The sequence below is a fragment of the Mitsuokella multacida DSM 20544 genome, assembly GCF_000155955.1.
Classification (GTDB): Bacteria; Bacillota; Negativicutes; order Selenomonadales; family Selenomonadaceae; genus Mitsuokella; species Mitsuokella multacida.
In genome coordinates this window covers 755,749-769,412 of the sequence record NZ_GG697141.2, presented here as the reverse complement: position 1 = coordinate 769,412, position 13,664 = coordinate 755,749, and the positions used below count along the sequence as shown (strand labels likewise).

Below are 13,664 nucleotides of genomic sequence, written 5' to 3'. Positions count from 1 at the left end.
ATCTATACAATCTCAAACCTAGGAGGCATATCATGGGAAAAGCTTTGATCATCGGCTGCGGTGGTGTGGCGAGTGTCGCCATCCACAAGTGCTGCCAGAACTCGGACGAATTCAGTGAGATCATGATCGCATCGCGCACGAAGTCGAAGTGCGACGCGCTCAAGGAGAAGCTCGAGGGCACGACGAAGACGAAGATCCGCACGGCGCAGGTCGACGCGGACGACGTCGATGCGCTCATCGCGCTCATCGAGGAGTTCCAGCCGGACGTCGTGCTGAACCTCGCGCTGCCGTATCAGGACCTGCACATCATGGATGCCTGCCTCGCGACGAAGACGAACTACGTCGACACGGCCAACTACGAGCCGGAGGACACGGCGAAGTTCGAGTACAAGTGGCAGTGGGCCTACCGCGAGCGCTACGAGAAGGCCGGCATCACGGCACTCTTGGGTTCCGGCTTTGACCCGGGCGTCACGGGCGTCTTTGCCGCCTACGCGCTCAAGCACCACTTCGACGAGATCAACTACATCGACATCCTCGACTGCAATGCCGGCGACCACGGCTACCCGTTCGCGACGAACTTCAATCCCGAGATCAACATCCGCGAGGTCTCGGCCAACGGCAGCTACTGGGAGGACGGCCACTGGGTCGAGACGAAGCCGATGGAGATCAAGCGCGTCTACAACTTCCCCGAAGTCGGCCCGAAAGACATGTACCTCTTGCACCACGAGGAGCTCGAGAGCCTCGGCCTCAACATCCCGGGCATCAAGCGCATCCGCTTCTTCATGACGTTCGGTCAGAGCTACCTCACGCACCTCAAGTGCCTCGAGGACGTCGGCATGACATCGATCGAGCCGATCGAGTTCGAGGGCAAGAAGATCGTGCCGCTGCAGTTTCTCAAGGCCGTACTGCCAGACCCGGCGAGCCTCGGCCCGCGCACGAAGGGCAAGACGAACATCGGCTGCATCTTCCGCGGGAAGAAGGATGGCAAGGACAAGACGTACTACCTCTACAATGTCTGCGACCATCAGGAGTGCTACAAGGAAGTCGGCTCGCAGGCCGTCTCCTATACGACGGGCGTGCCGGCCATGATCGGCGCGATGCTCATCATGAACGGCACCTGGAAGGGCCCCGGCGTCAAGAACATCGAGGAGTTCGATCCGGACCCGTTCATGGAGGCGCTCAACAAGTGGGGCCTGCCGTGGAAAGAGAGCTTTGACCCGGAGCTCGTCGACTGATGAAAACGTTCACATCGCTTTACCGCAAAGAGTTCTTCGAGGTGCCGACGCCCTCGTACGTCATCGCAAAGGACCTGCTCGAGCACAACCTGCGCATCCTGCATGAGGTGGAGGAGAGCACGGGCGCGCATGTCCTGCTCGCCCAGAAGTGCTTCTCCATGTACCATTACTACCCGCTGATCGCCGAGTACCTCTCGGGCACGACGGCCAGCGGCCTCTACGAGGCGAGGCTAGGCCATGAGGAGATGGGCAAGTTCGGTAAGGAGACCCATGTCTTCTCGCCGGCCTACAAGGAGGCCGAGTTCGCGGAGCTCACGAAGATCTGCGGCCACATCGTCTTCAACTCGTTCGCGCAGTGGAAGAAATTCGGCCCCGCAGCGCTTGCGGCCGGCGTCTCGTGTGGCCTGCGCATCAACCCCGAGCGCTCGACGCAGGAGCACGCCATCTACGACCCGTGCGCCGCAGGCTCGCGTCTCGGCGTGCGGCTGCGCGACTTCGACGAGAGCGCCCTCGAGGGGCTTGAAGGCCTGCACTTCCACACGCTCTGTGAGCAGGGCGCCGACGCGCTCGCCGTCACGCTCGAGGCCGTCGAGGCGAAGTTCGGCAAGTACCTGCCGCAGATGAAGTGGATCAACTTCGGCGGTGGCCACCATATCACGAAGCCGGGCTATGACATCGCGCTTCTCAAGAAGTGCATCCGCCATATGCAGCAGGAGTACGGCCTGACCGTCTACATCGAGCCCGGCGAGGCCGTCGCGCTGAACGCCGGCTTCCTCGTCGCCGAGGTGCTCGACATCCAGCAGGAAAACGCCATCGCCATCCTCGACACCTCGGCCGCCTGCCACATGCCCGACGTCATCGAGATGCCCTACCGCCCGCCCGTCCTTGGCAGTGGCGAGCCGGGGGAGAAGGCCCATACCTACACCTTCGCCGGCCCGACCTGCCTCGCCGGCGACACCATCGGCACCTACTCCTTCGACGAGCCCCTCGCCATCGGCGACCGCATCGTCTTTTGTGACATGGCTATCTACACCATGGTCAAGAACAACACCTTCAACGGCATGCCCCTGCCCGCCATCATCGCCAGCGACGAAGACGGCAGCTGGCAAACCGTCCGCCAGTTCGGCTACGAAGACTTCAAGATGAGGCTCTGAGCCGGGCAACACTCAGAAAAAAAGCGTCTCTGCTGCACTTTGCAGCATGAGACGCTTTTCTTTCAATCAATGATCCCGATGGAGACCATCTTATATTATTTTTTTAATTCCAGGATGGGGTCGAAGTAGGACAACTTCGTATAGTCTACATTGCCGCCGTCGGTGATGGCCAGATCCGGAATAGCCGTGATAGGCAGGAACGAAAGGTAGAAAATTGGATCGGGGAGACGGCTGCCGATGGCCTTGGCTGCATTGTCGAGCTCGTTTTCCTTGGCTGCCAGTTCCTCCGGTGACAGATCTGAGGCGATGCCGGCAATCGGCAGAGGTAGGAACGAGACAATCTTGCCGTCGATGACGACAATCTGGCCACCACCTTGCTCAATGAGTGTATTAGCCGCCAGGGCCATGTCTTCGTAATTGGCACCGGCAACAACGAGATTGTTGTCATCAGGCGCAGCAGTCGTGGCAATCGCACCTTTTTGGAAGGACCAGCCGGAAATGAAGCCCTTAGACATGTTGCCGTTCAGGCCATAGCGTTCGATGACCGATACGAGCGCCACGTCTTTCTCGGCACTGGGACAGACAATGCCGCCACGGACTTCGAGTTCGACATCGCGACGCTTACGCATGAAGGGGCCGATGCTATTGATGGTCTCGACTACGGCCGTTCCCTCGTCGAGGTCTACGTGATAGGCGAAATCATCTGCTGTCAGAGGCGTATGCTGCACGGTATGGAGCAGGTCGTCTGTACGCTCAGGGATAACGTAGTGGAATTTATTTTCGCCATTCTCGGTGACCAATGTACCCTTGCTGATGACCGTTTCCACCTGGAAGGTGCCCGGCTGATCGACGAGCAGGATATCAGCATCTTTGCCCGGTGCGATTGAGCCGACATGGTCGTCAATCTGGTAGGCCTCGGCAGCATTGATCGTGGCCATCTGAATGGCCGTCATGGGCTCGACGCCGGCGGCAATGGCCAGATGTATCATGTGATCGATGTGGCCTTCCTTGAGGATGCCGCGAGCGTTTACGTCATCGGAGCAGAAACTCGTATGGCGTGCCATGCCTGGCGCGCCCTCAGTGATAGCGCGGACATTCTCCTTGAGGAATTTCGTGACGGCGGATTCCCGGATAATCGTATGAATACCCTTGCGGGCCTTTTCAAGGAATTCTTCATGGTCATAGCTCTCGTGGTCGACGCGGACGCCGCTCATGAGGTATTCGTTGAGAGCTTTACCAGTTGCCAGCGGGCTGCAACCGAAAATGGGACGATGGTATTTCTGCGCGAGTACCAAGGCTTCCATGGTATCGGGGTCCTTTGTTTGGACGGCTTCGCGCACGAGTTCCCAGATGCCGTAGCAGCGCGGATCCTGATGATACTTGGCATGATCCTTGGCCGTCACGTTATAGGCAATCGTCGAAACCGGGATTGTGTACGGTGTCTTGTACGGTAGCGCCCAGAATACCTTCAGGGGCGAAGCGTCGACTTCTTCGAAGATGGCCTTGAGGCCGTCGACGCCGATGACAGAGATGTATTCATCGAGACCGCTGACGATGCTTGTCGTGCCGTGCGGGACGACGGCCTGGGCAAAGCGGGTCATGCTCATCTTGCTGCATTCTACATGAATATGGCAGTCGATGAGTCCCGGAGCCAGGTACTTCCCGGTGGCATCGATTTTCTGCGTATGCTCATCGATGTAGTCGGAAATATCGCTTTCTACAGCGACAATCTTTCCTTTGTAGATGGCTACGTCTGCCTGGTAGTATTCGCTCGTATTGACATTGATGAGCGTACCGCCGAGGATGGCCATATCAGCCTTTCTCTTGGCCGCACCGGCATCGATGTACTCGGATAACAATTCTTTTGTAAGCATATCGATCCTCCTTAGAATTTAAGCATGGTCAAGGTGTAGAGCAGGACGAGGAAGAGCACGAACATGACCCAGATGAGGGGATTGAGTTCCTTGCGGCGTCCGGCAATCATCATCAGGATTGGGTAGAATAGGAAGCCGAAGGCGATACCATAGGAGATATTGAACGTCAGCGGCATGCCGATGATGACCATGAAGGCCGGGAAGGCAACTTCAAACTGATCCCAATGGATTTCACGCAGGGAAGACGTCATGAGCACACCAACGATGATCAGAGCCGGAGCTGTGACCTGAGCCGTGACGACGGCCAGGAGCGGCGAAAAGATCATGCTGAAGGCGAAGAGCACGGCGACGACGATAGCCGTTAGACCCGTGCGAGCGCCGACGGCTATACCAGCCGAGGACTCAACGTAAGCTGCTGTAGGCGTTGTGCCCATGACAGCACCGCCGAGCATGGACAGAGAATCTGCCATGAGCGCGCGGCCGATACGCGGCATCTTGCCGTTGCGCATGATGCCGGCCTGCTGGGCCAGACCAATAAGCGTGCCCGCCGTATCGAAGAACGCGACTAGGAAGAAGATGACGACAACTGCCCACATTTGCGGGTCAGACAAGATGGATGTCATGTTGCTGACGCCAATGCCGAACGTTGGGGCGAGGCTCGGTGCCATGGAGATGATGCTCTCTGGCGGTGGGATGATCTGGGTAACGAGGCCCATGATGGCTGTCAGTACGATGCCATAAAAGATAGAACCGGGTACTTTCTTTGCCATGAGGATAGCCGTGACAAACAGACCGAAGATGGTGAGCCAGGTCGTTGGCACCTTGAATGAACCAATGGCGACTAGGGATGACGGATCAGAGACGACGATGCCGCCGCCCTGCAGGCCGACGAAGGAGATGAAGATGCCGATACCGGCGGCCATCGCGTACTTCAGGTCCTGCGGGATAGCATCGATGATGATCTCGCGAATCTTGAACAGGGAAACCAGCGTGAAAAGGATGGAAGCGACGAAGACGCCGCCCATGGCCTGCTGCCAAGGAATGCCCATAGCCAGCACGACCGAATACGTGAAGAACGCATTGTCACCGAGACCCGGTGCAATGGCAATGGGGTAATTCGCAAGGAAGCCCATGAGCAGGCAGCCCATGATGGCCGACAGGGCCGTGGCCGTGAAAACGGCTCCGGCATCCATGCCGGCATCGCCGAGGATGATTGGATTGACAAAGAGAATGTAGGCCATGGAGACAAAGGTCGTCAGTCCGGCCAGGCATTCGCGCTTTACCGTGGTGTTATTTTCCGACAGGTGAAAGAGCCTTTCTAGAACTCCGGTGGATTGGTTAGACATGAAAATAAATACCTCTTGTTTCGTTATGCGTTAAATCCTTTACGGGCGTTTACGGGCGTTTCTTCAGTGCGTCCGCGCATATTCTTCGAGCTCTGCAATATAGATTGCCTTCTGCTCATCACTGATCCAGGACGTTTCAAACGAGTTGCGGGCCAGCGTCACGACCTGTTCCTTCGTCAGATTGAAGGCATCGGCCAGTGCGTAATAATTGTCACTGATGTAGCCGCCAAAGTAAGCCGGGTCATCGGAATGAGCCGAGACTTTTACGCCTTTGGCGAGCAGTTCAAGTACTTCCGGTCCTTTCATTTCCGGACGCACGAACGTGTTGGATAATGGGCATGTCGTGAAACCGATGTGGTGCTTGGCCGCATATTCAACGAGGTCCGGGTCTTCGACAATGTTCGTGCCATGGTCGATGCGCTCGACACCGATGACTTCCAACAGGTCACGGATGTGCTCAATGGAATCCTTCTGGTCGATATCCGCATGTGCCGTGAGGTGCAGGCCGTATTGCTCTGCCTGCGTGAACTGGTTGAAGAATTTCATCGGCGGATTGTTGTGCTCATCGGAATCCAGACCGACACCAATGAATTTGTCGCGGTAGGGCAGGGATTCTTCCAGAGTCTTGCGAGCCGACTCACGCGACAGGTCGCGCAGGAAGCACATGATCAGTCTGGCATCGACATGGAGTGCGCGGGCATCGACCGTCGCACGGTACAGACCGTTGATGAACGTCTCAAAGGCAACGCCGCGGCTCGTATGGGCCTGAGGATCGAAGAAAATCTCCGCATGGCGGACGTTGTTTTCTGCAGCGTGATGGAGATATTCCATGGCCAGGTCATAGAAATCTTCTTCTGTCTGCAGTACGTTCATGGCTGGATAGTAGACGGCCAGGAACGATGCCAAATCGTCATACTGGTAGGAAGCGCGTACTTCTTCAATCGTAGTCTGGCCAATGTCCACATGATTCTTCTGAGCCAGTTTCAATTTCAATTCCGGCTCCAGCGTGCCTTCAATATGCAGATGCAGTTCTGCCTTCGGCATGCCTACGATAAACTCTTTCGTGACTTCTGTAGCCATGGATACCCCTCCTGTTAGCAAAAAAATAGACTGTCACACGCCATCAGCGTACAACAGCCATATAGTCCTCAGGTCTCCAGCGCCACTGAAGACCATATTATAGAATTGATTCTATGCTCATTATACTCACCCAGTTTTCATCTGTCAATCTGGTGAATGCAAAATAGTTTATGTAGATGGTTGCGCATCCATGCCCTTATTTTCGCGTCAGCAGGATGACGGCGGCGAGGATGCTGATGGCGCCGAGGAGGTCGGCAGGGGTGAAGGTGATGTGGAGCAGGGCGATGGAGAGCAGGATGGAGGAGAGGGGTTCGGCGGAGCCGAGGATGCTGGTCTCGGCGGGCTGGATGTACTGGAGGCTGCCGAGGTAGCAGACGAATGCGATGACGGTGCCAAAGAGGATGATGTAGGCAAAGTTGAGGGCGGCAGCGGTGTTCCAGATGCCGGTGAAGGCCCAGGGATTCGAGATGGGCAGGAACAAGAGGCCGCCGACGAGCATGCCCCAGCCGACGATGAGTGTCGGGCGGTACTTGCAGATCAGGCGCTTCGGCTGGACGGTGTAGAAGGCCGCGGCGAAGGCGCAGAGCAGGCCCCAGAACAGGGCGGGCGGCGAGATGGCGAGGCTCGTCAGGCTGCCGTGCGTCACGAGCAGGAAGGTGCCGAGCACGGCGAGCGCGACGCAGGCGAGCTCGCCAAGGGGCGGCATCCGGCGCGTGCGCAGTGCGGTCCAGCCGACAATGACGACCGGCATGAGGTACTGGAGGATTGTGCCGGTCGCGGCGTTGCTGAACTTGATGGCGGCGAAGTAGGTGTACTGGACGCCGAGCATGCCGAAGATGGCAAAGGCAATCGTCTCGAGGCGGTCGCGCCGCCCGCGGAAGACCACAAAGATGTCCTGCCGGTAGACGGCGAGGTCGATGAGCAGCAGCAGGGCGCCCGAGATGAGCATGCGCACGCCGACGAGCCATTCCGTCGCGAAGGCGCAGTCTTGCAGGATGTACTGGCCGGCGACGCCTGAGCCGCCCCAGAGGACGGCGCCCGTCAGGGCGAGTGCGATGCCGCGGCGGCGCACAGGCGATTTTGGATTAGGGGATTTTGATGGAGAGGTAAGAGTCATGGGAATCTTTCTTTCTGCTTTTAGATTTCAGCTTCTTTCAGCTTTGTGGTGCAGTCGACAGCTCATTGGTCCGGCGTGTAGGTGTAGAGTGGATGGCCTTCTTTGTCCGTCAGCCGGATTGGACTCAGGTGCAGCTTGCCGTGCTGGATGTGGAAAGCGTCGGTCGAGATGGTGAAGCCCGGCAGCTTGATGACGGCGTCGTAGAAGTGCAGGTCGCCGCCGGCATCCGTGACCTTGCCGGAGAGGCTGTCAAACGGCAGCAGGTGGTAGCGTCCGGGGCCGGAGAGGAAAGAGCCGGACGAGACGGTGCTCTTGGCCGAGCCCTCTGAGTGGATCTCGAGGTCGAGGTCGACGCGCGTGTGCAGGCCGCTCTTCGGCAGGGCGGACTCCGTCTGGAGCTCTGAGCCGTGGCCGTAGAGGTTGTAGAAACGCGTGTCGAGGTCGTAGTCGCCGTAGGCCGCGAGCTTGCCCTTGTAGACGTCCGCCGTGACATCGGTGAACTGCAGCAGGGAGTTCTCGTAGTAGACATTGCCCTCGACATTCGCGAAGTCGAGGCCCGGGATGTGGAGCTCGTCCATCTCGACCTTGCCCGTGCCAATCGGGTGGGAGACGGGCCCCGTGAAGTACGTCGAAAGGGTCATCTTGTCGTGGATGTTCATGCCGAAGCCGAGCGACGACGGGTCGATCTGGTAGAGCACGAGCGCGAGGCTGCACTCTGGCTCCGGGTCCTGCTGGAAGTCGACCGTGCCATTAAGCGAGATGGCGTCGCCAATCATCGTGCCGCCGAAGCCGCCGATTGACATGTCGATGTCCATCTTCCGGTCGGTGTCGATGCCGACGGCCATCTGCACGTGGCTCATGACGTAATGGCGCTCGCGGTAGAAGACTTCGACGCCGCCGTCGTGGACGTTGAGGCGCAGTTTGAGCTTCTTGCCTGCGGCGTTGAAATTGCGCCAGTCGCGCTGCATCTTCTGCTGGCGGTGCTCACGGCGCCACTGGCCGACCTCGCGGCGCCCACGCGCGTCGAGCGACGAGAGATTGACCTTCTCACGCCAGTCCGTGGGCTCTTTCTTGAGTTTATCCATGTCGGGCGAGGGGCGCACGAAGTCGACTTTCATGTCGTCTGAGAGGCGCACGGAGACGACGGGCTGATCGACCGTGAGCTCGCGGATTGTCGTCGACTTGAAATCGCGCGTGAGGACGTCCCAGACGTTGACGCGGAAGTCGCCGCTCGGGATCTCGAGGATGGGATTGCCCTCGCGGTCCGTCCAGACGAGGTTCGTGAAGTAGACGTGCCCCGTGATGTCTGAGATCAGCCGCTCGACCGTGATCGTACCGCGCAGCATGTCCTGATTGGCCATCGCGTGGTTGAAGATCTGCGCCGCGCCGCGGCTGATGACCTCGAGCGTGACGAGGATGACGGCGCAGGTGATGAGCAGGATGAGCCCGAGCCGCTTGAGGTATTTCTTCGCGCGCATACAGTCACCTTCTTTCGCATATTTTTTGAACAGTTAGTTGATATTGCTGACTTTTTTCATCTTCTTATTGTATCATGATGAGGTCTTTTTTAAAAGACAGGAAGAAATGTGTCATCTGTGAAAATTTTCTGCGGAATTTCCGCCGGATGAGATACTTTCTCGCCGGAATGTGTTATGATATAGATAGAAGGAAAGGAAGATGTGTGTGATACGGCTTTGGAATAAAAAGAGACGCGTGGAGAAGATGGGCGCCTGCTTTGGGGGCTTGCTCCTGAGCAGTGCGGTATTTGTTGCAGGGACCTCTGGCACGGCCTCGGCGGCGCCTGTGCCGCTGCGCGGCGTCATCGAGGGCTTCTACGGCACGCCGTGGCAGCAGAGCGACCGGCTCGACATCCTCTCATTCTGTCGCGCAGAAGGCTACAACGCTTATCTCTACGCGCCGAAGGATGATCCGTATCATCGTGAGAAGTGGCGTGAGCCGTATCCTGCGGAGAAGCTCTCGGAGCTCGGTGCGCTCGTCAAGGCGGCGAAGGCGCAGGATGTGCGCTTCATCTTCGCCGTATCGCCGGGACTCGATGTCTCGCTGCACGGCTATAAGGGCTTTGTCGACCGCCAGAAGATGATCGCGAAGCTCGAGACGCTCTATGCGCTCGGCGTGCGCGACTTCGCCATCTTCTTTGACGATATCAAGGACAAGGACGGCGCGGGACAGGCCGTCTTCCTCAACGATGTCGCACGCGAGCTCAAGAAGCGCCATGATGACATCGGTAGTTTCCTGACGGTGCCGACGGAGTACTTCTATGCGGACATGCAGGTGGACGGGGCGCGCAAGCCCTATACGGATGCATTTGCGCGGACACTCTCGCCTGACATCCTAGTACTCTACACGGGTGACGGCGTGGCCAAGGGCCCGCTGACAGATGAAGCGCTCGCCAAGGCGGAGAAGCTCTACGGGCGCGAACTCGGCATCTGGTGGAACTATCCCGTCAACGACTACATGGAGTCAAAGCTCGCCCTTGGTCCTGTAGACCCGTTGCCGAAGGGAAATCTGCCCGCCATCTTCTTCAACCCGATGAAGTACGAAGCCCTGTCGAAGATCGCGCTCGCGACAGGGGCCGACTACGCGAAGGACCCTGAGCACTACGATCCCGAGAAGGCGTGGCAGGCGGCCATCAAGGAGCAGTACGGGCCGCTCGCGAGCGACATGACGCTCTTCGCCGCAGGCTCGCGTCATCTCGAGAATGACTGGGCCTCGATCGGGCTCGCTGATGACCCGGATTTTGCAGCGTGTGCCGAGCGGCTGCTGGAGCGTTGGCCGGATAGAGAAGGGGCCAAGGCGGACCATAAGGCCCTCAGACAGATGGCCGCGGCGCGCGCCAAGGCCGCCCAGAGGCTCCTGAGGAAGCTGCCGCCCGAGCAGCTTGAGGAGTGCCGCCCGCAGCTCGAGCAGACGGTGCGTCTCGCTGCTGCCACGAAGACGGCACTTGACCTGCTGCAGGCCCAGCAGGCAAATGACAGTCAGAACGAAAGACGCCTCCAGGCTCAGCTGCAACGAGAGTTTATGACAATCGAGCAGCAGGAGCTGGAGGCAAAGGTCAGCGAACAGGCGATGGGCGCCTTTGTCCGCAATGTGGCGAAGCGGCGCTGACGGCTTAATGGCTCAGAAGGCCGCGAGGGTCCTGGCAAGGCTGAGGCCCAAGAACGCCGCTAGGAAACAGAGGCCGAGATTGGCTGCGATGTTCATGGCCGCGTAGAAGAAGCTGCCGCCCTCGAGCAGGGTGACGGTCTCGAGGCTGAACGAAGAGAACGTCGTGAAGCCGCCGAGAAAACCGACGGTCAGGAGCAGGCGGGCCGGCTCGGCGAGCCGCAGGCCCGTCTTTTCCATCAGGAAGATGAGCGAGCCCATGATGAAGCCCATGAGCAGGCTGCCGAGCGTATTGACGAACAGCGTGCCGAACGGGAAGTACGTGCCGAAGAGCGCGCCGATGTGCGTCGTGCTGATGTAGCGGCAGACGGCGCCGAGACCGCCGCCGATGAAGACGAGTAAGAGATTTTGCATAATATCCTCCTTTTTTTGTTGTCAGCGCAAGCTGTAGGCTCATTATACGCCGGACCGTCTTTCCGTGCAATGAGCAGACAAGGCGATGACGAAAGATAGCGGCCATTATGCACCGATATCGCGAAGGCTCTGAGTATCTTCCCCAGAGCGAGCAGAACAGGAGAGTATCATGCGCAGTAAAGAACAGGAAAACAAGCGTCGTCAGAGACGGCGCAAGAAACAACTCGAGCGGGCGATCCATGCGCAGTCGGTCAGTCTCGACGGGCTCGCAGAGCTCCATCCGCGCGGCGTCGTCTCGTTCGACCTCGAGATGGCCGGGGCTTTCCCCGACGACATCATCGAGATCGGGGCCATCCGCCTGCCGCTCGGCAACGACAAGATTGAGGTCTTCCGCCGCCTGATCCGCCCGCGGACGTTCATCAACCGCACAGTGCGCGACATGACGGGCCTCACGAAGGAGGACCTCCGGGACAAGTCGACACTCGACGTCATCCTGCCGGAGTTCCTCGACTTCGTCGACCCTGAGGACCTCGTCGTCGGCCATGCCATCGGCGACAACGACCTTTTGAGCATCAACCTCGCGCTCATTCGCATGAACCACAAGAACGGCACGAACATCCGCTTCTGCCCACGCTACCTCGACACCGTGCGGCTCGCGCAGCAGCTCCTGCCGAAGCGCAAGAAGTACAATCTCATCGCGCTCTTGGAGTCGTTCGGCTGGCACTCGAAGAAGAAGCACCGCGCCTTCGAGGACGCGCTCGCCTCGTACGTCCTGCTCGAGTGCCTGCTCGAGGACAGCGCAGAGAAGCCCGACTGGCTGCCGGACCTGCTCACGCGGCAGGGTGGCCGCGAGCTCGTCCTGCAGTACCTCGACTACAAGGAAGATGCTTCCTGATGGATCTTGATGGGCTTTTGAGGCCGTTTTGAGTGCGTCAACCGTAATTTTTGTAGGATTCTACGATGGACACTCCCTTTCATCGGGGGGTGCCATCCAGTATAATAATAGATGAAGGGGGTAGGTTGGCAAGCCGAAAGGCTTTATCTTGCCGGCTCCAGTCAAGTCCATTGATTTGAACGCCAACCACAAGTCAACGTGATGGGAGCCGGCGCCCTTCGACCGAAAACAACAGAGGCTGTCGCAGCGATGCGATGGCCTCTTTTTTACATATTTTGTGCCAAGCGCGTCAGGTGGTTGCAAAATGAAGGCAGCTCTGTTAAAATGATAGTCAATATTTTTGATAAACGGTGTTTATGGGTTTGATTTGCCTGCTGCATTGAAAACGGCAGGCGGATAGATTGAGAGGCTTTTATGACAGGAGATTTGCCAAGCATCCAGCAGATGGAATGCTTCATTATATACGGGCGGGTGCAGAACTTCACGCGCGCGGCCAAGGAGGCGAACATCACGCAGTCGGCCTTCAGCGCGCAGATGAAGAATCTCGAGAGCACCCTCGGCGTCGCGCTGATCCAGCGCTCGAAGCGCGGCAGCCATCTGACGCCTGAGGGGGAGGCTTTCCTCAAGCGCATCACGGCCTGGATGGACGGCCTGCACAAGATCGTCTACGACCTGCAGTCGACGGCCGCCACGCAGTCCGTCGAGCTCAATGTCGGCATCCTGCGGACGCTCGGCGACATCCAGGTGAACCGCCACATCGCGCACTTCCGCCAGACGAACAAGAACCTGCACTTCAACGTCTTCGACCTTGAGACTGACCAGATCGCGCGCGCCCTGCAGGACGACCGTCTCGACGTCGTCTCGACGTACTACGTCGCCGACTCCCTGCCCGATGGCGGGGCGACAGACGAGTATGAGACCGCGCACTTCTGCTGGGACAATCTTGTCTACTACGCGCCACTCTTGCAGCCGCAGAGCGTGCCGGTCTCGCGCGAGGAAATCCTCCGTAATCCCGTCGTCATCTACCCGAAGAACTACTTCATGAACAAGACGTTCCACGCGTACTTCGCGCCCGTGCTCGAGAAGGCGGAGCCTGTCATCTCGGCGCGTCTCTCGACGCGTCTCTCGACGCCCTATGCGATGGTCTACTACTGCCAGCAGAACGAGGCGGGGGCCCTGCTGCCCGAGCGCCTCTTGCGCACGCTCGGCTGCGAGGACGGCTGGTATGAGCTCGAGGTGCCGCTGCGCGCCGATGCCTGCCTGATCTACAAGAAGAACAGCCCCAAGATCCGCCTGATCCGCAGCTACGCCGACCATGTGCTGCAGAGCTTCAACGATAAGGCAGAGTAAGCGGAGCGGCCGGTGCATCAAAACCGATAGAATGAGAAGTTTTTTAGCAGCTCAGCATGGCGCTCCCTCCTAAAAC

12 protein-coding genes are annotated in these 13,664 nt (G+C 58.6%); 5 read left to right on the top strand and 7 right to left on the bottom strand.

Features of this window, described 5'->3' with window-relative positions:
• Nucleotides 1-32 precede the first annotated feature (32 nt).
• Entirely contained in the window at nucleotides 33-1,235 is a 1,203-nt protein-coding gene (locus MITSMUL_RS03595) for a saccharopine dehydrogenase family protein (protein ID WP_005840054.1), read from the top strand.
• The gene (gene nspC / locus MITSMUL_RS03590) at nucleotides 1,235-2,389 is read left to right on the top strand and encodes a carboxynorspermidine decarboxylase (RefSeq protein WP_005840052.1); all 1,155 of its coding nucleotides are present in this window, start codon (nucleotides 1,235-1,237) and stop codon (nucleotides 2,387-2,389) included. Before MITSMUL_RS03595 ends, nspC begins: the two co-directional genes overlap by 1 nt.
• A 95-nt stretch (nucleotides 2,390-2,484) precedes the next feature.
• On the opposite strand, the gene MITSMUL_RS03585 is transcribed toward nspC, so the two are convergent.
• The 5 genes from MITSMUL_RS03585 to MITSMUL_RS03565 all read right to left on the bottom strand — a co-directional run bounded on the left by MITSMUL_RS03585 (nucleotide 2,485) and on the right by MITSMUL_RS03565 (nucleotide 9,284).
• Nucleotides 2,485-4,263 carry an adenine deaminase C-terminal domain-containing protein gene (locus MITSMUL_RS03585; RefSeq protein WP_005840050.1) on the bottom strand — a complete coding sequence of 593 codons (1,779 nt, stop codon included), beginning with the start codon at nucleotides 4,261-4,263 and terminating at the stop codon, nucleotides 2,485-2,487.
• A gap of 11 nt (nucleotides 4,264-4,274) precedes the next feature.
• Nucleotides 4,275-5,609 carry an NCS2 family permease gene (locus MITSMUL_RS03580; protein WP_005840049.1) on the bottom strand — a complete coding sequence of 445 codons (1,335 nt, stop codon included), beginning with the start codon at nucleotides 5,607-5,609 and terminating at the stop codon, nucleotides 4,275-4,277.
• A 63-nt stretch (nucleotides 5,610-5,672) separates the two neighbouring features.
• Nucleotides 5,673-6,689, bottom strand: coding sequence for an adenosine deaminase (add, locus tag MITSMUL_RS03575; protein ID WP_005840047.1), 1,017 nt, complete (start codon nucleotides 6,687-6,689; stop codon nucleotides 5,673-5,675).
• 196 nt (nucleotides 6,690-6,885) lie between these two features.
• Nucleotides 6,886-7,806 carry a DMT family transporter gene (locus MITSMUL_RS03570; RefSeq protein WP_050751630.1) on the bottom strand — a complete coding sequence of 307 codons (921 nt, stop codon included), beginning with the start codon at nucleotides 7,804-7,806 and terminating at the stop codon, nucleotides 6,886-6,888.
• Nucleotides 7,807-7,868: 62 nt separating this feature from the next.
• Nucleotides 7,869-9,284, bottom strand: a complete 1,416-nt coding sequence (locus MITSMUL_RS03565) for an AsmA family protein (protein WP_005840043.1) — start codon at nucleotides 9,282-9,284, stop codon at nucleotides 7,869-7,871.
• Between the two features lie 244 nt (nucleotides 9,285-9,528).
• Between MITSMUL_RS03565 and MITSMUL_RS03560 the strand changes: the two genes are divergently transcribed.
• The gene (locus MITSMUL_RS03560; protein WP_248614814.1) at nucleotides 9,529-10,932 is read left to right on the top strand and encodes a protein O-GlcNAcase; all 1,404 of its coding nucleotides are present in this window, start codon (nucleotides 9,529-9,531) and stop codon (nucleotides 10,930-10,932) included.
• A 12-nt stretch (nucleotides 10,933-10,944) separates the two neighbouring features.
• Here MITSMUL_RS03560 and crcB read toward each other — a convergent pair whose 3' ends face one another.
• Nucleotides 10,945-11,343, bottom strand: a complete 399-nt coding sequence (gene crcB, locus MITSMUL_RS03555; protein ID WP_005840038.1) for a fluoride efflux transporter CrcB — start codon at nucleotides 11,341-11,343, stop codon at nucleotides 10,945-10,947.
• A 169-nt stretch (nucleotides 11,344-11,512) separates the two neighbouring features.
• Here crcB and MITSMUL_RS03550 point away from each other — a divergent pair, with 169 nt between their 5' ends.
• Nucleotides 11,513-12,238, top strand: coding sequence for a 3'-5' exonuclease (locus MITSMUL_RS03550; RefSeq protein ID WP_005840036.1), 726 nt, complete (start codon nucleotides 11,513-11,515; stop codon nucleotides 12,236-12,238).
• A gap of 266 nt (nucleotides 12,239-12,504) precedes the next feature.
• Here the strand turns inward: MITSMUL_RS03550 and MITSMUL_RS12840 are convergent, their stop codons facing one another.
• Nucleotides 12,505-12,675, bottom strand: coding sequence for a hypothetical protein (locus MITSMUL_RS12840; RefSeq protein ID WP_169627107.1), 171 nt, complete (start codon nucleotides 12,673-12,675; stop codon nucleotides 12,505-12,507).
• Nucleotides 12,676-12,709: 34 nt separating this feature from the next.
• On the opposite strand from MITSMUL_RS12840, the gene MITSMUL_RS03545 reads away from it, so the two are divergent.
• The gene (locus tag MITSMUL_RS03545) at nucleotides 12,710-13,588 is read left to right on the top strand and encodes a LysR family transcriptional regulator (protein WP_211205209.1); all 879 of its coding nucleotides are present in this window, start codon (nucleotides 12,710-12,712) and stop codon (nucleotides 13,586-13,588) included.
• Nucleotides 13,589-13,664 lie beyond the last annotated feature (76 nt).